At 69.1% G+C, this 22,641-nt stretch carries 24 protein-coding genes; 10 read left to right on the plus strand and 14 right to left on the minus strand.

All coding sequences use genetic code 11. The features are described from left to right. The first annotated feature begins 24 nt into the window (after positions 1-24). Positions 25-693: a GntR family transcriptional regulator gene (locus C4F17_RS19470; protein WP_234382226.1), complete on the plus strand. Its 669-nt coding sequence runs from the start codon at positions 25-27 to the stop codon at positions 691-693. Positions 694-703: 10 nt separating this feature from the next. Here the strand turns inward: C4F17_RS19470 and C4F17_RS19475 are convergent, their stop codons facing one another. Further along, entirely contained in the window at positions 704-925 is a 222-nt protein-coding gene (locus C4F17_RS19475) for a tautomerase family protein (RefSeq protein ID WP_106936341.1), read from the minus strand. After that, positions 856-1,824 carry an EamA family transporter gene (locus C4F17_RS19480; protein ID WP_106936342.1) on the minus strand — a complete coding sequence of 323 codons (969 nt, stop codon included), beginning with the start codon at positions 1,822-1,824 and terminating at the stop codon, positions 856-858. Before C4F17_RS19480 ends, C4F17_RS19475 begins: the two co-directional genes overlap by 70 nt. A 92-nt stretch (positions 1,825-1,916) precedes the next feature. Between C4F17_RS19480 and C4F17_RS19485 the strand changes: the two genes are divergently transcribed. Next, on the plus strand, positions 1,917-2,804 hold the full coding sequence (locus C4F17_RS19485) for a LysR family transcriptional regulator (RefSeq protein ID WP_106936343.1): 888 nt from the start codon (positions 1,917-1,919) through the stop codon (positions 2,802-2,804). Between the two features lie 19 nt (positions 2,805-2,823). Here the strand turns inward: C4F17_RS19485 and C4F17_RS19490 are convergent, their stop codons facing one another. Both C4F17_RS19490 and C4F17_RS33165 read right to left on the minus strand, forming a co-directional pair. Continuing rightward, entirely contained in the window at positions 2,824-3,144 is a 321-nt protein-coding gene (locus C4F17_RS19490) for a hypothetical protein (protein ID WP_106936344.1), read from the minus strand. A gap of 93 nt (positions 3,145-3,237) precedes the next feature. Next, entirely contained in the window at positions 3,238-3,408 is a 171-nt protein-coding gene (locus tag C4F17_RS33165; protein WP_164546861.1) for a hypothetical protein, read from the minus strand. A 59-nt stretch (positions 3,409-3,467) separates the two neighbouring features. Between C4F17_RS33165 and C4F17_RS19495 the strand changes: the two genes are divergently transcribed. Beyond that, a complete protein-coding gene (locus tag C4F17_RS19495) occupies positions 3,468-4,922 on the plus strand; it encodes an MATE family efflux transporter (protein ID WP_106936345.1) in 1,455 nt (484 codons plus the stop codon). On the opposite strand, the gene dbpA is transcribed toward C4F17_RS19495, so the two are convergent. The 4 genes from dbpA to C4F17_RS19515 form a co-directional block, all read right to left on the minus strand. After that, a complete protein-coding gene (gene dbpA, locus C4F17_RS19500; protein ID WP_106936346.1) occupies positions 4,897-6,327 on the minus strand; it encodes an ATP-dependent RNA helicase DbpA in 1,431 nt (476 codons plus the stop codon). The genes C4F17_RS19495 and dbpA overlap by 26 nt on opposite strands. Before the next feature lie 85 nt (positions 6,328-6,412). Then, positions 6,413-6,685: a translation initiation factor IF-1 gene (infA, locus tag C4F17_RS19505; protein WP_015867950.1), complete on the minus strand. Its 273-nt coding sequence runs from the start codon at positions 6,683-6,685 to the stop codon at positions 6,413-6,415. Between the two features lie 58 nt (positions 6,686-6,743). Beyond that, a complete protein-coding gene (locus tag C4F17_RS19510; protein ID WP_081271150.1) occupies positions 6,744-6,992 on the minus strand; it encodes a hypothetical protein in 249 nt (82 codons plus the stop codon). Between the two features lie 363 nt (positions 6,993-7,355). Continuing rightward, positions 7,356-8,591, minus strand: coding sequence for an MFS transporter (locus tag C4F17_RS19515; RefSeq protein ID WP_106936347.1), 1,236 nt, complete (start codon positions 8,589-8,591; stop codon positions 7,356-7,358). Positions 8,592-8,675: 84 nt separating this feature from the next. Here C4F17_RS19515 and pdxR point away from each other — a divergent pair, with 84 nt between their 5' ends. Both pdxR and C4F17_RS19525 read left to right on the plus strand, forming a co-directional pair. Next, on the plus strand, positions 8,676-10,142 hold the full coding sequence (pdxR, locus tag C4F17_RS19520; protein WP_106936348.1) for a MocR-like pyridoxine biosynthesis transcription factor PdxR: 1,467 nt from the start codon (positions 8,676-8,678) through the stop codon (positions 10,140-10,142). Positions 10,143-10,225: 83 nt separating this feature from the next. Beyond that, positions 10,226-11,311 (plus strand): catalase family protein, encoded by a 1,086-nt coding sequence (locus C4F17_RS19525; RefSeq protein ID WP_106936349.1) that lies wholly within the window; start codon positions 10,226-10,228, stop codon positions 11,309-11,311. A 5-nt stretch (positions 11,312-11,316) separates the two neighbouring features. On the opposite strand, the gene C4F17_RS19530 is transcribed toward C4F17_RS19525, so the two are convergent. Beyond that, positions 11,317-12,372 (minus strand): sugar phosphate isomerase/epimerase family protein, encoded by a 1,056-nt coding sequence (locus tag C4F17_RS19530; protein WP_106936350.1) that lies wholly within the window; start codon positions 12,370-12,372, stop codon positions 11,317-11,319. 140 nt (positions 12,373-12,512) lie between these two features. Here C4F17_RS19530 and C4F17_RS19535 point away from each other — a divergent pair, with 140 nt between their 5' ends. Then, positions 12,513-13,403, plus strand: a complete 891-nt coding sequence (locus C4F17_RS19535) for a gamma-glutamyl-gamma-aminobutyrate hydrolase family protein (protein WP_081268691.1) — start codon at positions 12,513-12,515, stop codon at positions 13,401-13,403. Between the two features lie 191 nt (positions 13,404-13,594). Here C4F17_RS19535 and C4F17_RS19540 read toward each other — a convergent pair whose 3' ends face one another. The 3 genes from C4F17_RS19540 to C4F17_RS19550 all read right to left on the minus strand — a co-directional run bounded on the left by C4F17_RS19540 (position 13,595) and on the right by C4F17_RS19550 (position 15,744). Continuing rightward, the gene (locus C4F17_RS19540; RefSeq protein ID WP_106936351.1) at positions 13,595-13,780 is read right to left on the minus strand and encodes a hypothetical protein; all 186 of its coding nucleotides are present in this window, start codon (positions 13,778-13,780) and stop codon (positions 13,595-13,597) included. Positions 13,781-13,895: 115 nt separating this feature from the next. After that, positions 13,896-14,768 carry an N-formylglutamate amidohydrolase gene (locus tag C4F17_RS19545; protein ID WP_106936352.1) on the minus strand — a complete coding sequence of 291 codons (873 nt, stop codon included), beginning with the start codon at positions 14,766-14,768 and terminating at the stop codon, positions 13,896-13,898. A gap of 13 nt (positions 14,769-14,781) precedes the next feature. Continuing rightward, a complete protein-coding gene (locus C4F17_RS19550) occupies positions 14,782-15,744 on the minus strand; it encodes a tripartite tricarboxylate transporter substrate binding protein BugE (protein ID WP_106936353.1) in 963 nt (320 codons plus the stop codon). A gap of 112 nt (positions 15,745-15,856) precedes the next feature. Between C4F17_RS19550 and C4F17_RS19555 the strand changes: the two genes are divergently transcribed. Then, the gene (locus C4F17_RS19555) at positions 15,857-16,777 is read left to right on the plus strand and encodes a LysR substrate-binding domain-containing protein (protein WP_081268695.1); all 921 of its coding nucleotides are present in this window, start codon (positions 15,857-15,859) and stop codon (positions 16,775-16,777) included. 20 nt (positions 16,778-16,797) lie between these two features. Here the strand turns inward: C4F17_RS19555 and C4F17_RS19560 are convergent, their stop codons facing one another. Together C4F17_RS19560 and C4F17_RS19565 are read right to left on the minus strand one after the other, a co-directional pair. Continuing rightward, positions 16,798-17,784 (minus strand): tripartite tricarboxylate transporter substrate binding protein, encoded by a 987-nt coding sequence (locus C4F17_RS19560; protein ID WP_106936354.1) that lies wholly within the window; start codon positions 17,782-17,784, stop codon positions 16,798-16,800. Between the two features lie 3 nt (positions 17,785-17,787). Next, on the minus strand, positions 17,788-20,748 hold the full coding sequence (locus C4F17_RS19565) for a DNA topoisomerase III (RefSeq protein WP_106936355.1): 2,961 nt from the start codon (positions 20,746-20,748) through the stop codon (positions 17,788-17,790). A gap of 180 nt (positions 20,749-20,928) precedes the next feature. On the opposite strand from C4F17_RS19565, the gene C4F17_RS19570 reads away from it, so the two are divergent. The 3 genes from C4F17_RS19570 to C4F17_RS19580 are packed head-to-tail and all read left to right on the plus strand — an operon-like array spanning position 20,929 to position 22,632. Further along, complete coding sequence (locus tag C4F17_RS19570) at positions 20,929-21,561, plus strand: SET domain-containing protein (RefSeq protein WP_106936356.1); 633 nt, start codon at positions 20,929-20,931, stop codon at positions 21,559-21,561. A gap of 2 nt (positions 21,562-21,563) precedes the next feature. Then, the gene (locus C4F17_RS19575; RefSeq protein WP_106936357.1) at positions 21,564-22,376 is read left to right on the plus strand and encodes a biotin--[acetyl-CoA-carboxylase] ligase; all 813 of its coding nucleotides are present in this window, start codon (positions 21,564-21,566) and stop codon (positions 22,374-22,376) included. 13 nt (positions 22,377-22,389) lie between these two features. Then, entirely contained in the window at positions 22,390-22,632 is a 243-nt protein-coding gene (locus tag C4F17_RS19580) for a sporulation protein (protein WP_106936358.1), read from the plus strand. Positions 22,633-22,641: the final 9 nt, after the last annotated feature.

Consider the following 22,641-nt stretch of genomic DNA (forward strand, 5'->3'; position numbering starts at 1 on the left):
CCGCAGCATCCGCACAAGAACACCATGGCCGCCCCGAAGACCGATTCCCGCCCCCCGCCCAAGCGCCGCGCCGCCGACCTCGCCTACGACGCCATTGAAACGCTGCTGTCCACCGTGCAGCTCGAGCCGGGCAGCCAGATCGCCGAGGCCGACCTGGCCGAACGCACCGGGCTCGGCCGCACGCCGGTGCGCGAGGCGCTGATGCGCATGGTGTCGATCGGCCTCATCGTGCAGCAGCCGCGCCGGGGCCTGCTGGTGTCGACCATCGACCTGGCCGACCACCTCGACGTGATCCTCACGCGGCGCGTGCTCGAACGGCTGATTGCCGCGTGCTCCGCGCGCCGCGCCACCGCGCAGCAGCGCACGGCCATCGTGCATTGCGCCGAGATGATGGTCGAGGCCGCGGGCCGCGGCGACCTCAACGACTACATGAAGGCCGACCGCGCGCTCGACCTCGTCAACCACCAGGCGAGCCACAACGATTCGGCGGTGAAGGCCGTGGTGCCGCTGATCGTGCAGTGCCGGCGCTTCTGGTACGCCTACCAGCACGAGGGCGAGATCGTCGAGGGCGCGAACGCGCACCTCGAACTGGCGCAGGGCATCGCCACCGGCGACGAGGCCGCCGCCATTGCCGGCGCCGACCGGCTGATGGACTACCTCGAAGTGTTCGCGCGCAAGATCATCGACAGGTAGGCCCCGCCGGTCAGCTGCCCGCCGCGCGCCGCCGCTGCCGCAGCACCGTCGCGCTCTCGCCGCCCTGGCCCCAGTTGTCGGGGTCGATCTCGTCGATCAGCACCGTCACGTCTTCGGGCCGCTTGCCCAGCACCTCCTGCAGCAGCCTGGTGGCGCCGGCGATCAGCGCGGCCTTCTGCTCGCGGGTGGCGGGTTGCTCGCGGCGAGCGAGGCGGATGGTGACGAGGGGCATGAGCGGATTCCTCCAGAGGGCGTGGCTGCGTGATTCTGCCAACGCTGCCCGCCGCGCTGCGCACGCTGGCTGAGCCAGATGCTCGCGATCACGATGCCGATGCCCAGCATCTGCCATGCAGAGAGGCTCTGCCCCAGCAGCGCCCAGCCCAATATCACGGCCGTCACCGGGCTCAGGAAGGCCAGCGGCGCGATCGCCGAGGGCTCCAGCCGGGCCACGCCGCGGAACCACACGATGTAGGTCAGCGCGGCGCCCACCAGGCCGAGCCAGCCGAAGCCGATCCAGTTGTGCAGCGTGAGCGAGGGCAGCGGCGGCTCCAGCAGCAGCGCCACCGGCAACAGCAGCAGGCCGCCCGCCGTGAGCTGCCACGCCGTGAAGGTGAGGGCCGACACCGGCGGCTGCCAGCGCCGGCTCAGCACCGTGCCAAAGGCCATCGACACCGCGGCTGCAATCGCTGCGGCGATGCCGACGGCGTCGAGTGCCGCGTTCGGCGTGAGCACCAGCAGCGCGACCCCGCCGATGCCCACCACCGCCGCCGCCACCGACAGCGCGCGCACCGGCGCGCCCAAAAAGGCGCCGGCCAGGAACACCACCAGCAGCGGCTGCACTGACGTGATGGTGGCCGCCACGCCGCCCGGCAGCCGGTACGCCGCCAGGAACAGCATCGCCCACAGCACCGAGAAATTCAGCGCGCCGAGCACGAAGATGCGGCCCCACCATGCGCGCTCCGGCAGCTTGCGCACGATCAGCATCAACAGCAGCCCGGCTGGCAGCGCGCGCAGCAGCGCCACCGTCAGCGGGTAGCCGGGCGGCAGCAGCTCGGTCGTGACGATGTAGGTGCTGCCCCAGATCGCGGGTGCTGACGCGGTGAGGAGGACGTCGGTGGTGCGGCTTGTCATGGGTCGAATCTATGGAATTGACCGCCGGTTGTGAATGTTCGAATAATGAATTGATTCTTTACCGCCAGTCGTCAATTCGCAGCGTTTCCAGCATGGACCATCTCACGGCCCTCAAGGTGTTCCGCACCACCGCCGCCACGGGCAGCTTCGCCGGTGCCGCGCGGCAACTGGGGCTCTCGGCCGCGGCCGTCAGCAAGAACATCGCGCAGCTGGAGGCGCACCTGAAGGTGCGGCTCATCAACCGCACCACGCGGCAGATGAGCCTGACCGAAGCCGGCGCCGCGTACCACGAGCGCCTGTCGCGCATCCTCGACGAGCTTTCCGAGGCCGACGCCGCCCTCGCGCCCATGGGCAGCAGCCCCGGCGGCGTGCTGCGCGTGAGCGCGCCGCTCACTTTTGCGCTCACCTCGCTGTCGCCCGCCATTCCCGAGTTCATGGCCCGCTACCCCAAGCTGCGGCTCGAGCTCAACCTGCAGGACAGCCGCTCGGACATCATCGGCGAGGGCTACGACCTGGCCATCCGCGGCAGCGACCGGCTCGAGGATTCCAGCCTCGTCGCGCGCCGCCTCATGACCATGGACCACGTGCTGTGCGGCGCCCCCGGCTACTTCGCCGCGTTCGGCCGCCCCACGCAGCCCGAAGACCTGAAGGCCCACGAGTGCGTGCAGTTCACGCTCTCCGGGCATGCGAACAGATGGACCTTCAACCGCGCCGGCCGCAGCGTGGCGGTGCCCGTCGACGGACGCTACAAGGTCAGCTCCAGCATCGCCGTGCGCGACGCGCTGCTCGCGGGCTTCGGCCTGAGCCTGATCCCGCGCATCTACGTCGAGAACGAGCTGGCCTCGGGCCGCCTGCAGGCGGTGCTCGAAGACTGGGAGGCCGACAAGACGCCGGTGTACGCGGTCTACCCCTCGCGTCACCTCGCGGCGAAGACGCGCGCTTTCGTCGACTTCCTGACCGAGCGGTTTTCGGCGCGCTGATCGCTCCGGAGCGGCGCGCTCAGTCGGCGCCGGGCGCCGGTTCCGGGGCCTGCCAGCCCAGCAGCTCGGCCAGCCGCTGCACGATCCAGGCGGCTTCCGCCGCCGACACGCCCGCCTCGGGCGTCGCCAGCCCGGCGTGGATGCGCCGCAGGATCTCGCTCTCGATCGGTATTTCGGTGTGGTGCTGGATCTGCGCGTGGCCCACGAGATGGTTCGCCAGGTCTTCGCAGATCTCGTAGCGCGCGCGCACCACGCCGATCGGCTCGCTCAGGCGCTGGCGCGCGTCGCTGTAGACCGCGAAGAACGAGGGCGGGATGTAGATCTGGTTGTCGTCGGACATCGCGAATCGCTCAGGAAGGCCGTCGTCCCAACGACAAAACGCGCCCGGGGGCGCGTTCGTCGTCGTGGCTCCGTGGAGCCGGCGAAGGCTGGATCAGCCGCCCTTCTTGGCGCGCTTGCCAGGGTTCTTCTTGCTGCGCGTTGCGGTGCCGCGCTCGAGGCTGACCTTCTGGCCGCCACCGGAGCGAGGCACGGTGTAGCCGGGCAGCGGCGTCGGCTTCGGGGTGGCAACGCGTTCGGCTTCGGTACGGAATGTCTTGGGCATGAAAAGCTCGGGTAAAAGTAATGTTCGAACCCGCAATTAGGCCACATCGAGGATTTCATATGCCAATAACCGAAACAACCGCCGGCGCCGGGCGTCCGCGCTTCGTTTCGGGCTCGCTGATGCGCCATGTCTGCGTCATGGCGGGCACGGGCGCCATCGGGCTGATCGCGGTGTTCGCGGTCGACCTGATCAACCTGTTCTACATCTCGCTGCTCGGCGAAAAGGAGACTGCGGCGGCGGTCGGTTTCGCGGGCGTGGTGGGCTTCTTCCACGCGTCGCTGTGCATCGGGCTGACCATCGGCATCGCGGCAGTGGTGTCGCGCACGGTGGGCGCGGGACGCATGGAAGACGCGCGCCGCATCGGCACCTCGAGCCTCGTGCTGATGGTGGCGCTTTCGGTGCTCGCGGGCTCGGGCACCGCCTTCTTCCTGCACCCGGCGCTGCAGGCGCTGGGCGCGCAGGGCGAGACGGCGCGGCTCGCGCATCGCTACCTCTCGGTGACGGTGCACACGCTGCCGCTGCTGGGCATCGGCATGGCGACGTCGGCGCTGCTGCGCTCGGTGGGCGATGCGCGCCGCTCGATGACGGTCACGCTGGCGGGCGCCTTCGTGACGGCGGTGCTCGACCCGATATTGATCTTCGGCCTGGGCCTGGGGCTCGACGGCGCGGCCATCAGCGCGGTGGTCTCGCGCACGGTGCTGGCGGCCATCGGCCTGCACGGCGTGATGGTGAAGCACCGCATGCTCGGTCCCTTCCAGGCTTCGCGGCTCGGCGCCGATGCGAGTGCGCTGGGCTCGGTGGCCGGGCCGGCGGTGCTGACGAACCTGGCCACGCCTGTGGGCGCGGCCTTCGTCACGCATGCGGTGGCGCAGTTCGGTCCCTCGGCGGTGGCGGGCGCGGCCACCATCGACCGGCTCACGCCGGTGGCCTTCGGGCTGGTCTACGCGCTCAGCGGCGCGGTGGGGCCGATCCTGGCGCAGAACCTGGGCGCGGGGCAGTACCGAAGGGTGCAGGAAGGCCTGCGCGACAGCCTGCTGTTCATGGTGGCGTCGGTGGCCGCGGCGTGGCTGCTGCTGGCGCTGGGGCAAGGCGTGCTCATTCGCGCGTTCTCGGCCGAAGGGCAGGCGGCGGAGCTGATCTCGCTGTTCTGCAGCTGGCTGGCCGCGAGCTTCTTCTTCGCGGGCGGGCTGTTCGTGGCGAACGCCTCGTTCAACAACCTCGGGCATCCGCTGCTGTCGACCGCGTTCAACTGGGGGCGCGCCACGCTGGGCACGATTCCGTTCGCCTGGTGGGGCTCGCACCACGGGGCGGCCGGCGTGCTGATCGGGCAGGCCGTGGGCTCGTCGATCTTCGGGCTGCTCGCGGTGGTGGTGGCGTTCAGGCTGGCCGCGAAGCTGGCGCGGCAGGAGGCGCCCGACGCGGCACCGGCCCCGGTGCTCGACGCACCGGTGGCGCCTGCATCGGCGCTGGCCACGCCGCAGGCGGGCGTTACTGATCCAGCAGCCGCACCTTGACCGACTTGCCCTTGACGCGGCCGGCGGACAGCTTGCGCGCCGCCTCGGCCGCGATGGCGCGGTCCACCGCCACGTAGGTCGAAAATTCGTTCACGTTGATCTTGCCGACCTGCTCCTTCGTGTAGCCGCAGTCCCCGGTGAGCGCGCCCAGCACGTCGCCGGCGCGGATCTTTTCCTTGCGCCCGCCCACGATCTGCAGCGTGGCCATCGGCGGCTTCAGCGGCGTGCCCTTGGCAGGCGTGAGTTCGGACAGCTCGTGCCATTCGGATTCGCGGCCCTGCAGCTGCTCGATCTTCCCGACGAAGCCCATCTCGTTCATGCTGGCGAGGTTCAGCGCCAGGCCTTCCGAGCCGCCCTGCTGGCCGACCCGGCCGGTGCGGCCGACGCGGTGGATGTGGATTTCGGAGTCGGGCGTCACGTCGACGTTGATCACCGCCTCGAGATGCGAAATATCGAGCCCGCGCGCGGCCACGTCGGTGGCCACCAGCACCGAGCAGCTGCGGTTGGCGAACTGCACCAGCACCTGGTCGCGCTCGCGCTGCTCCAGCTCGCCGAACAGCGCCAGTGCGCTGAAGCCCTGGGCCTGCAGCACGTCGACGAGGTCGCGGCACTGCTGCTTGGTGTTGCAGAAGGCCAGCGTGCTCACGGGGCGGAAATGGTCGAGCAGCAGGCTCACGGCGTGCAGCCGCTCGCTGTCCTTGACCTGGTACCAGCGCTGGCGGATCTTGCTGCCTTCATGCTGCGCCTGCACCGTGATCTGCTCGGGGTTCTTCATGAACTGCTGCGCGAGCTTGGCGATGCCTTCGGGGTACGTGGCCGAGAACAGCAGCGTCTGGCGGGCCGAAGGGCACTGGCGCGCCACCGTCACGATGTCGTCGAAGAAGCCCATGTCCAGCATGCGGTCGGCTTCGTCGAGCACCAGCGTGTTGAGCGCGGACAGGTCGAGGTTTTCGCGCTCGAGGTGGTCCATGATGCGCCCCGGCGTGCCCACCACGATGTGGGCGCCATGCTCCAGGCTGGCGACCTGCCCGCGCAGCGCGACGCCGCCGCAGAGCGTGACGACCTTGATGTTTTCCTCGGCGCGCGCCAGGCGGCGGATTTCGGTCGTGACCTGGTCGGCCAGCTCGCGCGTCGGGCACAGCACCATCGCCTGGATGGCGAAGCGCCGGGGGTTGAGGTTGGCGAGCAGCGCCAGTGCGAAGGCGGCGGTCTTGCCGCTGCCGGTCTTGGCTTGCGCGATCAGGTCCTTGCCGAGCAGCGCGGGCGGCAGCGCGGCCGCCTGGATCGGCGTCATCTGCGTGTAGCCGAGCTGGGTGAGGTTGGCCAGCGTCTGGGGCGTGAGCGCCAGCGTGGCAAAGCCGTTGTCGGCTGGGGTGCCGCCGGCTGTGGGATTGGTTGTGGTCATCGTTCAGCAGCCGGGGAGCGCAAAAAAACAAAAGCCTTGCCGGCACCCTTGGCGGGGCGCCGCAAGGCCTTGCGTCAGTCGCGGATCAGCGGCGGGGTGCGTTGTTGTTGCCGGAGTTGGTCGGCGGCGGGCCGCGACGTTCCAGGTGACGGAAGGTGATACGGCCCTTGGTCAGGTCGTAGGGCGAGAGTTCGAGCGACACCTTGTCACCCGCCAGGATGCGGATGTGGTGCTTGCGCATCTTGCCGCCGCTGTAGGCGATCAGCTGATGGCCGTTGTCGAGCGTGACGCGGTAGCGCGAGTCGGGCAGGACTTCGGTCACCGCGCCGTTCATTTCGATCAGTTCTTCCTTGGGCATGTGTGATTACCTCTGAATCGTTCGATGTGTGTTGGAGATGGAATCGGGCGTAATTGTTTCAGGCCGCGCACGGGAGTGCGAGGGGCGCGCGTTCGCGCACCCAGCCAAGGCCCTCGTCGACGGCATAGCGGACCGCCGCGGCGTGGCTGGCGAAGCGCGGCGTGAAACGCATCACGCGGTCGTGCATGCCGCTGCCGCTGCCGGAGCGGATGGAGACGGAAGCGGCGAAATTGCCGTCGTCCTGGTGTCGGATGAGCGGCGAAACAAGGTACTTGCCCACCGCGATACTGTGTTGAATGATGTCCATGAAGCCTTGGCTCGGCGCGCGGATACGAAGCGCGAAGAGCCTGAAAAATAATTGAAAACGGGCGTGGGCCGGCCGGAATGGCGCGGCGGACGCGCTATTCGCTTCAACAGGAACGAAGGCAGTGGTGGCAATCATGGGCGCCCGGTCTGGCGCTCCAACACACTGTATGAGCCGGCTTGGGAATGAGGGGCCTGAAGAATCCAAGGACAGTGCAGGTCAGCCGGCGGTATTGACGAAATTCTTCGTCGTGGTATCGAAACGAACCCGACATTATAGCCCGCAGGGCATGACGACTGCTTGTCTTAATTACAACGCCTCCATGAAAAAGGCCCCGAGGGGCCAGCGATCAGGGGTTTTCAGCTACTAAAAACATAGCGATGCCGGGGCGGAGCAGGCCCTCCGTGCCCTGCGAGCCGCCCGAAGCAGCAGCGCCAGCCCCGTGAGTTGCATCGCCGCGCCCGCCCATCCCACCGCGCTCACGCCAAACAGCTCGATGGCCGCGCCGCCCAGCGCCGAGCCGGCCGCGATACCGAGGTACGTCGCCGAGGCATTGAGCGACAGCGTCATCGGCGCGCGCTCCGGCGCCAGCCGGATCAGCCGCACCGCCTGCGCCGGCCCGAAGCCCCAGCCGGCGAAGCCCCACAGCGCCGACAGCCCCACGATCAGCGGCAACGCCAGCCCGCGCGGCAGCATCTGCGCCGCGAACGACAGGCCGCCCAGAATCACCACCAGCAACAGTGCAAAACCCTGCGCCACGCGGTCGGCGCCGAAGCGGTCGGTGGCCCAGCCGCCGGCCGCGGTGCCAAGGGCCGCCGCCACGCCGATGGCGCAGAACACCGCGCTCGCGCCTTCGGCGCCGAAGCCCAGCGTGCCCGACAGGAACAGCGCGATGTAGGTGTAGAAGCTGAAGCCGCCGGTGGCCCACAGCAGGGTGACGAGCAGCGCCGGCAGCACGCCGGGTGCGCGCGCCGCCTCGAAGGCCGGTGCCTGCTTCGCGGCGGCGGGGGCTTGCGCCAGGGCGCGCGGCAATCCCAGGGCCAGGCCCCAGGCGGCCAGCGCCGCCACCGCCGCGATCAGCAAGTAGGCCGTGCGCCAGCCGCCCCAGCTCGCGATCCATGCGCCCAGCGGCACGCCGAGCGCCACCGCCACGGTGCCGCCGCCGCTCACGATGGCCAGCGCCCGGCCGCGCAGCGCGGGCGACACCATCGCCGCCGCCACGGCGCTTGCGGTCGGCAGGAACACGCCGGCTGCCAGTCCCAGCGCGATGCGCGCCAGCGCCAGTAGCGCGAAGCCGTGCGCCAGTCCTGCTGCCAGTGCGAGGCCCGAGAACGCGGCGAGGCTGGCGATCAGCAGCGGCCTCCGCCCGAAGCGCGCGAACAACGCCGCCATCAGCGGGGAGCCGACGGCGTAGCTCAGCGCGAACAGCAGCACCAATTGCCCGGCCCGCGCGGCGCTGACCTGCAGGTCGGCCGCCAGCACCGGCAGCAGTCCCGCGACCATGAAGCTTTCGGTGCCGATGGCGAAGGCGCCCAGCGCGAGCCAGCCGAGGCTCATGGGCAACCGTTCGGGCAAGGGCGCGGCAGTGGGGTTGGTTGGCATGGAAGGCTCCGTTCAAAGGTGTTCCGAGGCCTTCAGAATAGGATTGCGATTGGCTCCTTGAAAGAACCACAATCGGCGAAGTTCATGGAACCACTTTTCGAACTCGCCATCCGCCTGCCGGGCGCCGGCTCGCGCGAACTGCTGCGCGAAGTGCACCGGCAATTGCGCGGCGCCATCCTCGACGGCCGGCTGCAGCCCGGCGCGCGCCTGCCCGCCACGCGCGCGCTGGCCGAGCGGCTCGGCGTGTCGCGCAACACCGTGCTCGCGGCCTACGACCTGCTGCTGAGCGAGGGCTACCTGCTGGCGCGTCCCGGCGCGGGTACCTACGTGGCCGACATCCTGCCGGACTCGCGACGCGGCCGTCCCGCCCGCCCGGCCCGGGGCATGGCGGCCGGGCGCGATTCCCGGCTGGTGCCGCTGCACGTGCCCGGCGCCGATCTCGCGCCGACGCTGCAGCCGCAAGCCGCGCGCGACGACTTCCGCGTCGGCCTGCCCGACGTGAGCGCCTTCCCTTTCGACATCTGGCGCCGCCTGTCCGACCGAGCGCTGCGCCGCGTTGCGCGGCAGACCGCCGACTACGCCGACCCGCAGGGCCAGCAGGCACTGCGCGAGGCGATCGCGCGGCATGTGTCGTTCACCCGCGCGGTGGGCTGCACAGCCGGCGACATCGTCGTCACGGCCGGCGCGCAGCAGGCCTTCGGGCTGCTTGCGCGCATCCTGGTCGTGCCGGGGCGCACCGTGGTCGCGGTCGAGCAGTTGTTCTATCCCTCGCTGCGCGAAGCGATGCTGGCCGCGGGCGCGAAAGTGGTCACCGTGCCGACCGACACCGAGGGCCTGTGCGTCGAGCGCATTCCGCCCGAAGCGCGCGTGATCTGCGTGACGCCGTCGCACCAGTTCCCCACCGGCGTGGCGATGTCGCCGCAGCGGCGCGCCGCACTGCTGGCCTTCGCGCGGGCACGCAATGCGGTCGTGGTGGAAGACGACTATGACAGCGAATTCCGCTTCGCCGGCCGGCCGCTCGATGCGCTGCAGACGCTGGACCGCTCCGAGTCGGTGTTCTACGTCGGCACTTTTTCCAAGAGCCTGTTCCCCGCGCTGCGCCTGGGCTTCGTGGTCGCGCCGCCGTGGGCCCGCGCGGCGCTGGTGCGGGCGCGCGAACTGGCCGACTGGCACGGCCCGGTGCTGGGGCAGGAAGCACTCGCGGCCTTCATTGCCGAGGGGCACCTGGCCCGGCACATCCGCAAGATGCGCAAGCTGTACGGCGCTCGGCGCACCGCCCTGCTCGATGCGCTGGCGCGGCACGGCGCCGGGCGGCTCGAGGCGATTCCATCCAACGCCGGGCTGCACCTGTCGGCCTGGCTGCACGGCCCGACGCGGGCCGATGTGGTGGTCGAGCGCGCCGCTGCGGCCGGCATCGTGCTGCCGCCGCTCTCGCGCTTCGCGCTCGATCCGCACGCGCCCGATGTGCCCAACGGGCTGTCGTTCGGCTACGGGCTGATCGGCGAAGCGCAGATCGACGGCGCCATCCAGCGCTTGGTGCAACTGCTGTAAGCCCGCCCACGCAGGCATTCGAGCGCACGCGATGGCGTCGCGCTCCTACAGCCGTTGCGCGGGCCACTGCGCTCAATCGAGGCATGAACACGACCGCACTCTCTTCAGCAACCCCCGTGCGCTACGACCCCGCCGTGGAAACCTTCCGCGACGACGAGGCGCAGACGCAGACCGACCTGGTGGCCACGCTCGTCGACATGGAGAAAACCATGGCCGACCACACCGGCCATGCCATGCGCGCGGTGCACGCCAAGAGCCACGGCCTGCTGCGCGGTGAACTGAGCGTGCTCGACGGCCTTCCCGAAACGCTGGCGCAGGGCCTCTTCGCGTCGGCGCGCCGCTACCCGGTCGTCATGCGGCTGTCGACGCCGCCCGCCGAGGTGCTCGACGACCGCGTCTCGCTGCCGCGCGGCATGGCCCTGAAGGTGCTCGGCGTGGAAGGTCCGCGCGTCGACGGTGCCGAAGGCGGCTCCTCGCAGGACTTCCTGTTCGTCGACGGACCGGTGTTCTCCGCGCCCGACGCCAAGGGCTTCCTGCGCACCCTGAAGCTGCTTGCGGGCACCACCGACAAGGCGCCGAACGCCAAGCGCGTGCTGTCTGGCGTGCTGCAGGGCGTCGAGAAGGCGGTCGAGACTTTCGGCGGCCAGAGCGGCACGCTGATCGCACTCGGCGGCCATGCGGAGACGCACCCGCTCGGCGCCACCTTCTTCACGCAGGTGCCGATCCGCTATGGCGCCTACATCGCCAAGCTGCAGCTGGCGCCTGTTTCCCCGGCGCTGCTGGCGTTGGAGAACGCGCCGCTCGACCTCGCGGGCAAGCCCGACGGCACGCGCGAGGCGGTGGCCGACTTCATCCGCGCGAACCCCGCCGTGTGGGAACTGCGCGTGCAGCTGTGCGTGGACCTGGAACGCATGCCGGTCGAAGACGCGTCGGTCGAATGGCCGCAGGCGCTCAGCCCGTTCATTGCCGTCGCGCGCATCACGGCCGATCCGCAGGAAGGCTGGAGCGAGGCGCTGGCGCGCGAGATCGACGACGGCATGGCCTTCAACCCCTGGCATGCGCTGGCCGCGCACCGGCCGCTGGGCAACGTGATGCGCGCGCGCAAGGCGGCGTATGCGGCTTCGTCGGACTACCGCAGCGAGCGCAACGGTTGCCCGCTGCACCGCTGAAGATTTCAGCCCAGCCCGAGCATCCGCCGATTGGCCGCCACGTCCACGCCGCCCGCGGCGAAGTCGTCGAAGGCCCGGTCGGCCACGCGGATGATGTGGTCGGCAATGAACTTCGCACCCTCGCGCGCGCCGTCTTCGGGGTGCTTGATGCAGCACTCCCATTCGAGCACCGCCCAGCCCGGGAACTCGTACTGCGCCATCTTCGAGAAGATGGCCTTGAAGTTCACCTGCCCGTCGCCCAGCGAGCGGAAGCGCCCGGCGCGGTTGATCCAGCTCTGGAAGCCGCCGTACACGCCCTGTTTGCCGGTTGGGTTGAACTCGGCGTCCTTCACGTGAAAGATCTTGATGCGCTCGTGGTAGTGGTCGATGTAGGCCAGGTAGTCGAGCTGCTGCAGCATGAAGTGGCTCGGGTCGTACAGCAGGCAGGCGCGCGGATGGTTGTTCACGCGCTCCAGGAACATCTCGTAGCTCACGCCGTCGTGCAGGTCTTCGCCGGGGTGGATCTCGTAGCCCACGTCCACGCCCGCCGCGTCGAAGGCATCGAGGATCGGCCGCCAGCGGCGCGCGAGCTCGTCGAAGGCTTCCTCGATGAGTCCCGGCGGGCGCGGCGGCCACGAATAGAGGTACGGCCAGGCCAGCGCGCCCGAGAAGGTCGCATGCGCCGTGAGGCCCAGGTTGGCCGATGCCTTGGCCGCCAAGTGCAGCTGCTGCACCGCCCATTGCTGGCGCCTGGCCGGATCGCCGCGCACCTCGGGCGCCGCGAAGCCGTCGAAGCCCGCGTCGTAGGCCGGGTGCACCGCCACCAGCTGGCCTTGCAGGTGAGTCGAGAGCTCGGTGATCTCCAGGCCGTGCTTCGCCAGCGTGCCTTTCACTTCGTCGCAGTAGGTCCTGCTTTCGGCCGCCTTCTTCAGGTCGAACAGGCGGGCGTCCCAGCTGGGAATCTGCACGCCCTTGTAGCCGAGCCCGGCGGCCCAGCCCGCAATGCCGTCGAGCGTGTTGAACGGTGCCGTGTCGCCCGCAAACTGGGCGAGAAAAATGGCCGGACCCTTGATTGTCTTCATCGGTTTGTCTTCCTTGTTCGTGGGCGTCGCGTTGAAAGCATACTTGGCGTGTCGTCCGACCCCGTGCGAGAGGCCAACGAGCCACAATGGATTTTCCTTTTCGCATCACCCGTCCGGTTCGCTCCGTCGACAGTCCCGCGATGACACAACCTGTTTCCGCCCGGCTCAAGATCGGCCTGTCCGCCTGCTTCTCGCATGCCGACCCCGCCCGATCGCTCTTCACCAACAAGACGCTGCAGTACGTCGAGCAATCGATCGCGCACTGGCTCATGTCCGCCGGCGCCATGGTGGTGATGGTGCCCTGCCCCACCGGCGAGACCGCGCGCGGCGACACCAAGCTGTCGCACTACGCCGAATGGCTCGACGGGGTGGTGATGCACGGCGGCGCCGACGTCTGGCCCGGCAGCTATGGCGAGGTGCCGCTGAAGGACGCATGGATCGGCGACCGCATCCGCGACCTCTACGACCTGGCGCTGGTCGAAGCCTTCGAGCAGGCCGGCAAGCCCATCTTCGGCGTGTGCCGCGGGCTGCAGCTCATCAACGTGGCCTTCGGCGGCACGCTCTACCAGGACATCGAGGCGCAGCACGGGCACCCCGAGACGCTCAAGCACCGCGACCCTGTCACCTACGACCAGAACTTCCACCAGATCGAGCTGGTGCAGGGCACCCGGCTGTCGAAGCTCTACCCCGACCTGAAGACCGCGCGGGTGAACAGCATCCACCACCAGGGCGTGAAGGACATCGCGCCCGGCTTCGACATCGAGGCCTGGAGCCTGCCCGACCGCGTGCCCGAGGCCATCCGCCGCCGGGCCGACCGCGGCCGCAGCTACATCGCCGCGACCCAGTGGCACCCCGAATTCCACAAGTACGGCAGCACCGAGACGGTCGACGACACGCCCATCCTGCACGACTTCCTCTGGGCCTGCGCCACCGCGCGCGTGGCGCCGCGCACGAGCAGCATGCGCGGCATGCCGGGGCGCATCCGCAACCGCGCCGCGCGGCTGCTGAAGCAGGCACTGCTGCGGCGCTGAGGCCGCGCTCCCATCACCATCCGCGAGACCTTGGCCGCTGCGGGAGATCGTCGATGCGGTGATCGACGCGCAGGTCGAGGCGCACCGCGAGATGTACGACCGTTTTCGTGGCCGAGTGGGTGGGCGTGCTCGAGGCCGCCTCGGACGTGGCGGCCGATGGATGGCCCGGAGAAGGAGCGTGGCGCGCTGAATCAGCGCGAGCTGTTCTTCGTGCTGGAGACGCCGGCGTCGATGGTGCCGAACACGGTGACGCCGCTGCCGCCCGTGGGTGTGGCGGCGCTCGATGCATTGGCGCTGCCGGCCGAGCCGGTGCCCGCGCAACCCGCGACGAGCGCGCCCATCGCGACGGCAAGAACGGCTGCAATGAATGGCTTCACTGGAAACTCCAAGAGGTGTGGTGGGTCATGACCGTTTCCACTATAGGCCGCCGGCCCGGCCCCTCGTGTAACAACACACCGGGGCCGGCAGGGTTGTTGGCCTGCGGCGGGCCGCTCAGCGCGGGTCCGTCGCCAGCAGCATCTCGACCAGCGAGCGCAGGTGCCCCTGCAGCCGCTCGGCGCCGGCCTCGTCCAGCGCCAGCGTGGTCTCGTCCATGTAGAGCTTGCGGTTGATCTCCACCTGGATGCTGTGCCGCTGGCCGGCCGGGTCGCCGTTGCGGCGCACCAGCTCCACGCCCTTGTAGGGGTGGTTGTAGTCCACGCTGTAGCCGAAGCCGCGCAGGTGCTCGCAGATCTTGCGCGACAGCGCCGGGTCGGCGGTGCTGCCGTCGCGGTCGCCGATCACGAAGTCGGCATGCGCCAGCCCCGGGAAGTCGGTGGCATGGCTGGCCGCGATGGCCGGCATCGAGTGGCAGTTGATGTGGATGCTGTAGCCGTGGCGCGCATGCGCCTCGTCGATGGCCTGCGCCACCGCCGCGTGATACGGCCGCCAGCAGGTGTCGATGCGCTGGCGCACCTCTTCCACCGGCAATTGCCGGTCGTAGATCGGCAGGCCTTCGTCGGTGAGCTTCCAGATCAGCCCCTTGCCCAGGCGCACCTTCGACAGCACTCGCGGGTCGGTGGAGACCGGGTCGGTCCACTCGCCCTGCAGCATCGTGGTGTCGATCTCGGTGGTGTCGCGGTTGGCGTCCAGGTAGCTGCGCGGAAAGTGCGCCTCCACCCAGGCCACGCCCATCGCCGGGGCGAAGGCGTATAGCTTTTCCACGTGCGTGTCCTCGGCGCGGCGCAGCGTCGCGAGGTCGCGCACCGTGCCGAAGTCCTCGGGGTAGACGGTGCCGCTGTGCGGGGAGTCCAGCACCAGCGGCGTGTGCCCGGCAACGCTCGTCACCTGGGCGCGGGTCTGGATCAGTTTCAGGACTGGATGCATAGGCAGGCCGGGCTCAGTCCAATCGCACGCGTGCGAATTCGGCCACCTTCTTCATCTTGTCGATCTCGCTGGCGATCTGCTTGGTGAACTGCGCCGGCGTGGTGCCCGATGCGTACAGGCCCTGCAGCGCCAGGCGCTCGCGCACCGAGGCGTCCTTCAGCGCGGTGGCCACGGCCTGCTGCATGCGCAGCACCAGCTCGGCGGGCGTGCCTGCGGGCGCGATCATGCCGAACCACGACGGGTCGTTGTTGGCCGGATATCCCAGCTCGCCGTAGGTGGGCACGTCGGGCAGCACGTCGAGGCGGCCGTTCCACGACACGGCCAGCGCCTTCAGCTTGCCCGCCTTCACGTGCGGCAGCGAGGAAGCCACCTGGTCGAAGTACACCGGCACTTCGCCCGCGAGCACGTCGTTGATGGCCGGGCCCGCACCGCGGTAGGGGATGTGCACCATCGAGGTTCCGGTGCTGCTCTTGAACAGCTCGCCCCACATGTGGCCGATGGTGCCGTTGCCCGGGGAGGCGTACGACACCTTGCCCGGGTTGGCCTTCAGGTACTTCACCAACTCGGCGAAGTTGGCCACCGGCAGCTTCGCCGGGTTGATGACGATCACGCCCGGCGCCTTGACGATCTCGGTCACGGCGGCAAAGCCCTTGATCGGGTCGTACGGCAGCTTCTGGTACACGGCCGGGTTCACGCCGTGCGTGGACAGGGTGGCGATGCCGAAGGTCAGGCCGTCCGGCGTGGCGCGGGCCAGCTCGGCCATGCCGATGGAGCCGCCGGCACCGGCGCGGTTGTCGATGACCACCGGCTGCTGAAGGATCTTGGCCACGGGCTCGCCGAGCACGCGCGCCGTGATGTCGGTGGCGCCGCCGGGCGGGAAAGGAACGACCAGGCGAATCGGCTTGCCCTGGGCAAAGGATATTCCTGGAAGGATGGAAGCAGCGGCCAGCGCGGAGATGAAATGACGACGTTGCATGGGGTGGATTCCAATGTGCATTGAGTGAGAAGGAGCGATTTCGCCTCACTTCAGAAGCAAAGGATAGACCAGCTAACATTCTGATCTGGAATGTTTTAATGGGCATCCTGCCATGTCGCTGCGCCGTCTCAATCCTCCGCTGAACCTGCTGCGTGCCTTTTCCACCGTGGTGCGCTTCGGCGGCGTCTCGCGCGCGGCCGAGGCGCTGCACCTCACGCAGGGCGCGGTCAGCAAGCAGGTGCAGGAGCTCGAGCGCTGGATCGGCGCGCCGCTGTTCGAGCGCAACCGCAAGCGACTGGCGCTCACGCCGGCCGGCGAGCGCTACGAGAAGACGGTGCGCTCCCTGCTCGCGCAGCTGGAGGCGGCCACGCTGGAGCTCATCACCAGCGGCGACGGCGGCGGCGCGCTGCACCTGTCCACCCTGCCCACCTTCGGCGCCAAGTGGCTGATTCCGCGGCTGCCCGACTTCCAGCGCGCCCATCCGCAGATCACGCTGCATTTCGTGCCCTTCGTGCACGGCTACGACTTCGAGCGGCCCGAGCTCGACTGCGCCATTCTTTTCGGCGACGGCCACTGGCCCGGCGCGCAATCGCACTACCTCGCGGGCCGTGACGTGGCGCTGATCGCGCCGCGCGCCGCGCAGGCCGAAGTCGCCATCCGCACGCCGCAGGACGTGGCGCGCTGCACGCTGCTGCGCCACGTCACGGTGCCGCAGTCGTGGCTGCACTGGAGCGAGACGCACGGCGTGCGCGGGCTCGACCCGCTGGCCGGCCCGCAGTTCGACCAGTTCCAGACCATGATCCGCGCGGTGATGGTCGGCATGGGCGTGGCGCTGGTGCCGCGCTGCCTGGTGCAGGACGAAATTTCCTCGGGGCTGGTGGACGAGCCGCTGCCGGGCGGCGGCTACCGGGGCAACGAGGGCTACTGGTTCTGCTATCCGGAAGGGCGCGGCCAGCTGGCCACGCTCGATCATTTCCGCAGCTGGCTGCTGGCGGAGGTCGACCGCGCCAAAGAGGCGCAGGCGCCCGCCTGACGCCTGCTAGGTCGAACGGCTCATTCGGGCTTGGCGCCCGAAGCCTTCACAGCAGCGCCCCACAGGCGGATCTCGCTCGCCACGAAGCGGTCGAACTCCGCCGGCGTGGTGGGCGCCGGCTCGGAGCCGCGCTCGCGGATGAAGCGCTCCATCTGCTCGCTCTTGAGGATGTCCGTCACCTCGTGGTTGAGGCGCTCGACGATCTCGGGCGGCGTGCCGCGCGGCGCCATCAGGCCGAGCCAGCCCACCGCCTCGAAGTTCTTCGTGCCGGCCACGCCGCTTTCGGCCACCGTGGGCACCTCGGGCAGCTGCGACGAGCGCGTGGCCGACGTGACCGCCAGCGCCACCGCCTTGCCCGACTTGATGTGCGGCAGCGCGGCCGTCACCGAGTCGATCATCAGCGGCACCTGGTTGCCCAGGAAGTCCGACTGTGCCGGGCCGCTGCCGCGGTACGGAATGTGCGTGATGAACACATGCGCGGCCGACTTGTACATCTCGCCCGACAGATGCTGCGTGCCGCCGATGCCGGCGCTCGCGTAGCTCAGCCGGCCGGGTTCCGCCTTGGCGCGCGCGGTGAGCTCGGCCAGCGTACGGATGCCGCTCTCCGGCGTGGCCAGGAACACCAGCGGCACCTTCGCGATGAGCGAGATGCCGGCCAGGTCCTTGCGCGGGTCGAAGCCCGGCTTCGCGTAGAGCGTCTGGTTCACCGCCATCGCGCTGCCCGCCACCACCAGCGTGTAGCCGTCTGGCTGCGAGCGCACCACGAACTCGGTGCCGATGTTGCTGCCGGCGCCGGCCTTGTTGTCGACGATCACCGGCTGGCCCAGCCGCCTGCCGAGCTGCTCGGCCACCGCGCGGGCGAAGATGTCGGTGGCCTGCCCCGGCGGGAACGGCACCACCAGCTTGACCGGCCTGTCGGGCCACGCGGCGGCATGCGCCATGCCGGCTGCGCCCAGCGCCGCGACGGCCGCCAGGGCCACGCTCGCTGCGAAGTGTCTGCGCCGCATGGCTCAGGTCGCCGAGAGGTGCTTGCCCACGATGCCCGCGAGTTCGAACATCGTCACCTGGTCCTTGCCGAACACCGGCTTGAGCTTGGCGTCGGCATTGATCGCGCGCTTGTTGGTCGCGTCCTGCAGGCCGTTGGCCTTGATGTAGTCCCACAGCTTCTTGATGACTTCGGTGCGCGCCACCGGTTCGGCGCCGATCACCGCGGCCAGCGACTCGCTGGGCTTCAGGCCCGCGCCAGGCTTGCGCGGCGCGGCGGCCTTCTTCGCAGCCGGTGCCTTCTTGGCGGCGGGCGTCTTCTTCGCCGCCACCTTCTTGGCTGCCGCCGTCTTGCCCGCGGGCACGGCCTTGCCGAAGGTCTTGCGCGGCGGGAACTTGCTGCCGCCCTCGCGCGGTGCAAATTCGAAGGTCACCTTGCCCTCTTCGGCGTTCCAGGTCAGGAAGGCCTTGAAGGCGCGGCGCGTGCGCATGCTCACGAACTTGTCGAGCAGGTCGGTCTTGCCGGTGGCCAGCAGCTTTTCCATCTGCGCGCGCTCCACCGGCTGCTGCAGGATGATCTTGCCGGTCTTGAAGGTGCAGGTTGGCGTGGGTTGCGCATTGGTCGGCACCGACTTCTCGCAGACGTAGTTGCTGCCGTGCTCGAACACCGGCGCGCCGCACACCGGGCACGGGCCCACGGTGTCCTGGTCGCTGAAGTCGACGATCTCGCCGGTGTCGGCGTTCTTGTCGTCGCCGAAGTCGAACTCCAGCTTCCAGTTCTTGGCCTCGTCGTCGAACTTGATGACGATCTCGGAAGTGAAGGGCCAGCCGGCCTTGGAGCGGAAGCCCTCCAGCGGGCCGATGTGCTTGTCGCGCAGCAGCGCCTCTGCTTCGGCCACTTCGAAGGTGCGCCCGGCCGGCGACTTGCCGAACGAGAAGCCGCAGGCGTCCTCGCCGGTGCCGCTCTTGCCGGTGCAGGCGTAGCGGCGGTAGTTCTCGCGCACGATGCCGCCGCAGTTGGGGCACGGCGTCTGCAGGGTGGCGTAGTCGCCCGGCACGGTGTCGCGGTCGTATTCCTTCGCCTTCTTGACGATGTGCTCCGTCATCTCGGCGATCTCGCGCATGAAGGCGTCGCGGCTGAGCGCGCCCTTCTCCATCTGCGCGAGCTTGTATTCCCACTCGCCGGTGAGCTCGGCCTTGGAGAGTTCTTCCACGCCGAGGCCGCGCAGCAGCGTCATCAGCTGGAAGGCCTTGGCCGTGGGAATCAGCTCGCGGCCTTCGCGCAGCATGTATTTCTCGGTGATCAGGCCTTCGATGGTGGCCGCGCGCGTGGCTGGCGTGCCCAGGCCCTTCTCCTGCATGGCTTCGCGCAGCTCGTCGTCGTCGATGGTCTTGCCCGCGCCTTCCATCGCGCCGAGCAGCGTGGCTTCGGAGTAGCGCGCCGGCGGGCGCGTCTTCAGGCCCTTGATGTCGGCGGACTCGGTCTTCACGATCTCGCCCGGCTTCACCGGCACGAGGCGCTTGCCGTCCTTGTCGTCTTCCTTCTCGTCGTCCTGGGCTTCCTTGCCGTAGATGGCGAGCCAGCCCGGCTTCACCAGCACCTTGCCGTCGGTGCGGAAGGGGTACTTCCTGCCGCCCTGCTCCACCGTGCTGATGCGCGTAGTGACCTGGTATTCGGCGCTCGGGAAGAACACCGACAGGAAGCGGCGCACCACGAAGTCGTACAGCTTCTGCTCGGCCTCGCTCAGGCCGCTGGGGGCCTGCAGCGTCGGGATGATGGCGAAGTGATCCGACACCTTGGCGTTGTCGAAGATGCGCTTGTTGGGCTTGACGTAGTTGCCGTCGACCGCCTGCTTGGCGAACGGCGCCAGGTGCTTCATGCCGCTGTTGGCGAGCATGCCCATGGTCTGCTTGACGACGGGAAGATAGTCTTCCGGCAGCGCGCGCGAATCGGTACGCGGGTAGGTCAGCGCCTTGTGGCGCTCGTACAGGCTCTGCGCCAGCGCCAGCGTGGTCTTGGCGCTGAAGCCGAAGCGGCCGTTGGCCTCGCGCTGCAGCGAGGTCAGGTCGAACAGCATCGGCGAAGCCTGCGTGGTGGGCTTGCTTTCTTCGGTGACGGTGGCGGGCTTGCCGCGCGAGGCGTCGGCGATGGCGCGGGCTTCCTGCTCGTTCCATACGCGGTCGGCGCGCTGTTCGGGGTCGGGTTCGCCGTTGGCCAGGAGCGGCGCGTTGGCCTTCTTCCAGTCGGGGTTGAACCACTTGCCGGGGTACTCGCCGGCCTCGGCCGCGAAGCTGCCGTGGACTTCCCAGTAGTCGCGCGAGACGAACTTGCGGATCTGTTCCTCGCGCTCCACCACGACGGAGAGGGTCGGCGTCTGCACGCGGCCCACGGTCGTGAGGAAGAAGCCGCCGTCGCGCGAATTGAATGCGGTCATGGCGCGCGTGCCGTTGATGCCCACCAGCCAGTCGGCCTCGGAGCGCGAGCGCGCGGCGTCGGCCAGGCCCTGCATCTGCTTTTCGGTGCGCAGCGCGTCGAAGCCGTCGCGGATGGCCTGCGGCGTCATCGACTGCAGCCACAGCCGCTTGACCGGCTTGTTCAGCCCCGACTTGCCGCCGGCGTACTGCTCGATCAGGCGGAAGATCAGCTCGCCCTCGCGGCCCGCGTCGCATGCGTTGATGAGCTGCGTCACGTCCTTGCGCTTGGCCTGCTTGACCACCGCGTTCAGGCGCGTTTTGGTCTTGTCGACCGGCTTCAGGTCGAAGTGCGGCGGAATCACGGGCAGGTTGGCAAAACTCCACTTGCCGCGCTTGACGTCGAATTCCTCGGGCGCCTGGATTTCGACCAGGTGACCGACAGCGCTGGTCACGACATAGCTGTCGTTCTCGAAATGCTCGTCATGTTTGTCGAATTTGCCGGCCACCGGCGTGAGGGCGCGGACGATGTCCTGCGCCACCGACGGCTTTTCTGCGATTACCAAGGTCTTCATCAACAATTCCTAAAAAGTTCTCAGGCCGCCGCCGAGCCGCCTCAAGGCGGCCTGCGGCCCCCTCGGGGGGCAGCGACGACACGCAGTGCGGGAGCGTGGGGGCCACATACAATCTGCGGCTTCCCGCGTGCGCACGCGCACACGCGCATGTGTGCATATTCAAACTAACAGACTTCGGCGATGCCTTCCAAAACCCCACTTTCCGCCGGTCGCCGAATCCAGATGCGGCGCTCCGATGTCCACGGCAACGGCGTGTTCGCGGTGCAGGACCTGGCCGAAGGCGAAACGCTGATCGAATACAAGGGCGAGATCATCAGCTGGAAGGAAGCGCTGCGCCGCCATCCGCACGACCCGGCCCAGCCCAACCACACCTTCTACTTCCACATCGACGACGGGCGTGTGATCGACGGCAACGTCAAGGGCAACGACGCGCGCTGGATCAACCACTCGTGCGAACCGAACTGCGAGGCGGACGAGGTCGATGGGCGCGTTTATATCAAGGCGCTGCGCAACATCGCTGCAGGCGAAGAGCTCAATTACGACTACGGCCTGATCATCGACGAGCCGTACACGCCGAAGCTTCTGTCCGAATTCCCTTGCTGGTGCGGCTCCGAGCAGTGCCGCGGCACGCTGCTGACGCCCAAGGATGAGGACGAAGAAAAGAAAAAGAAGAAGAAAGACAAAAAGAAAGCCGAGAAGAAGGCCGAGAAAAAAGAGGCCGAAAAGAAAGAAGCCAAGAAGGCCGAAAAGAAGGCCGGCAAGAAGGCTGAAAAGAAAAAATCCGCCAGGAAGGACAAGTCCGGGAAGGACTGAACATGGGCAGCACCACCGCCGACTGGTTCGAAGACCGGATCGCCGCGGCGGTCGCCCCGCTGCTGCCCGGCTTCACCGTCGAGGCCGTGGCCGAGATCGATTCCACCAACACCGAGCTGATGCGCCGTGCGCGCGCCGGGCATGTCGAGCCCGTGCTGCTCGTGGCCGAGCACCAGACGGCAGGGCGCGGCCGGCTGGGCCGGCCCTGGCAGAGCGCACCGCGGCAGGAAGCCTCGGGCTCCCTGCTGTTCTCGCTGGGCCTGCCGCTGGCGCCCGCCGACTGGTCCGGCCTGTCGCTGGCCGTGGGTGTCAGCGTGGCCGAGAGCCTCGACCCCTCCGGCGCACACAAGGTCGGCCTCAAGTGGCCCAACGACGTGTGGGTCAACGACAGCAAGCTGGTCGGCATCCTCATCGAGACCGCGCTGCCGTCCAGCGGCCGGCCCGATGCGTCGCGCTACCTCGTGATCGGCATCGGCGTGAACATCGGCGCGCGCGATGCCGACGGCATGCGCACCCCGCCGGCCTGGCTGCGCCAGTGGCGCCCCGATGCCAGCGCGCCCGAGGTGCTGGGCGAGCTGGCCCCGCCGCTCGTGCAGGCCGTGCTGGATTTCGAGGCGCGCGGCTTCGCGCCTTTCGCCGAACGCTTTGCCGCGCGCGACGTGCTGCGCGGCCGTGAAGTGGCGCTCAGCGACGGCACCACCGGCCTGTGCGAAGGCGTGGCCTGGGGCGGCGAGCTGCAGGTGCGCACCGACGCCGGGCTGCAGCTCATATCGAGCGACGAAGTGAGCGTGCGCCCTCGCGGCATGGCGTTCTGACCGGCCGATCCGCATGAAGCTGCGTCTTCTGCTCGTCGTATTGCTGCTGGCCAACGCCGGCTACTTCCTCTGGGCGCGCGGCGATCTCGCCGGCTTCGGCCTGGCGCCGGCGGGGCTCAACGAGCGCGAGCCGCAGCGTCTCGCGCGGCAGATCCGGCCGGAGTGGCTGCAGATCCGCAACGACGCGAAGCCTGCCGCGCCGGCTCCGGCTCCAACCCCGGCCCCCGCAGCTGCCGCGCCCGCGCCCTCCCCCTGACCATCAGGC

Origin of the sequence: Variovorax sp. PMC12, assembly GCF_003019815.1 — a bacterium.
Classification (GTDB): domain Bacteria; phylum Pseudomonadota; class Gammaproteobacteria; order Burkholderiales; family Burkholderiaceae_C; genus Variovorax.

Bases quoted from the DNA above. Each gene is read 5' to 3' on its own strand.
- dbpA (WP_106936346.1), bottom strand. From the start codon at position 6,327: ATGACCACAACCAATCCCACAGCCGGCGGCACCCCAGCCGACAACGGC.
- C4F17_RS19475 (WP_106936341.1), bottom strand. From the start codon at position 925: ATGCCCCTCGTCACCATCCGCCTCGCTCGCCGCGAGCAACCCGCCACC.
- C4F17_RS19470 (WP_234382226.1), top strand. From the start codon at position 25: ATGGCCGCCCCGAAGACCGATTCCCGCCCCCCGCCCAAGCGCCGCGCC.
- C4F17_RS19525 (WP_106936349.1), top strand. From the start codon at position 10,226: ATGAACACGACCGCACTCTCTTCAGCAACCCCCGTGCGCTACGACCCC.
- C4F17_RS19550 (WP_106936353.1), bottom strand. From the start codon at position 15,744: ATGCAACGTCGTCATTTCATCTCCGCGCTGGCCGCTGCTTCCATCCTT.
- C4F17_RS19485 (WP_106936343.1), top strand. From the start codon at position 1,917: ATGGACCATCTCACGGCCCTCAAGGTGTTCCGCACCACCGCCGCCACG.
- C4F17_RS33165 (WP_164546861.1), bottom strand. From the start codon at position 3,408: ATGCCCAAGACATTCCGTACCGAAGCCGAACGCGTTGCCACCCCGAAG.
- C4F17_RS19575 (WP_106936357.1), top strand. From the start codon at position 21,564: ATGGGCAGCACCACCGCCGACTGGTTCGAAGACCGGATCGCCGCGGCG.
- infA (WP_015867950.1), bottom strand. From the start codon at position 6,685: ATGCCCAAGGAAGAACTGATCGAAATGAACGGCGCGGTGACCGAAGTC.
- C4F17_RS19555 (WP_081268695.1), top strand. From the start codon at position 15,857: ATGTCGCTGCGCCGTCTCAATCCTCCGCTGAACCTGCTGCGTGCCTTT.
- C4F17_RS19570 (WP_106936356.1), top strand. From the start codon at position 20,929: ATGCCTTCCAAAACCCCACTTTCCGCCGGTCGCCGAATCCAGATGCGG.
- C4F17_RS19480 (WP_106936342.1), bottom strand. From the start codon at position 1,824: ATGACAAGCCGCACCACCGACGTCCTCCTCACCGCGTCAGCACCCGCG.
- C4F17_RS19535 (WP_081268691.1), top strand. From the start codon at position 12,513: ATGACACAACCTGTTTCCGCCCGGCTCAAGATCGGCCTGTCCGCCTGC.
- C4F17_RS19545 (WP_106936352.1), bottom strand. From the start codon at position 14,768: ATGCATCCAGTCCTGAAACTGATCCAGACCCGCGCCCAGGTGACGAGC.
- C4F17_RS19530 (WP_106936350.1), bottom strand. From the start codon at position 12,372: ATGAAGACAATCAAGGGTCCGGCCATTTTTCTCGCCCAGTTTGCGGGC.
- C4F17_RS19515 (WP_106936347.1), bottom strand. From the start codon at position 8,591: ATGCCAACCAACCCCACTGCCGCGCCCTTGCCCGAACGGTTGCCCATG.
- C4F17_RS19495 (WP_106936345.1), top strand. From the start codon at position 3,468: ATGCCAATAACCGAAACAACCGCCGGCGCCGGGCGTCCGCGCTTCGTT.
- C4F17_RS19565 (WP_106936355.1), bottom strand. From the start codon at position 20,748: ATGAAGACCTTGGTAATCGCAGAAAAGCCGTCGGTGGCGCAGGACATC.
- C4F17_RS19580 (WP_106936358.1), top strand. From the start codon at position 22,390: ATGAAGCTGCGTCTTCTGCTCGTCGTATTGCTGCTGGCCAACGCCGGC.
- pdxR (WP_106936348.1), top strand. From the start codon at position 8,676: ATGGAACCACTTTTCGAACTCGCCATCCGCCTGCCGGGCGCCGGCTCG.
- C4F17_RS19560 (WP_106936354.1), bottom strand. From the start codon at position 17,784: ATGCGGCGCAGACACTTCGCAGCGAGCGTGGCCCTGGCGGCCGTCGCG.
- C4F17_RS19510 (WP_081271150.1), bottom strand. From the start codon at position 6,992: ATGGACATCATTCAACACAGTATCGCGGTGGGCAAGTACCTTGTTTCG.
- C4F17_RS19490 (WP_106936344.1), bottom strand. From the start codon at position 3,144: ATGTCCGACGACAACCAGATCTACATCCCGCCCTCGTTCTTCGCGGTC.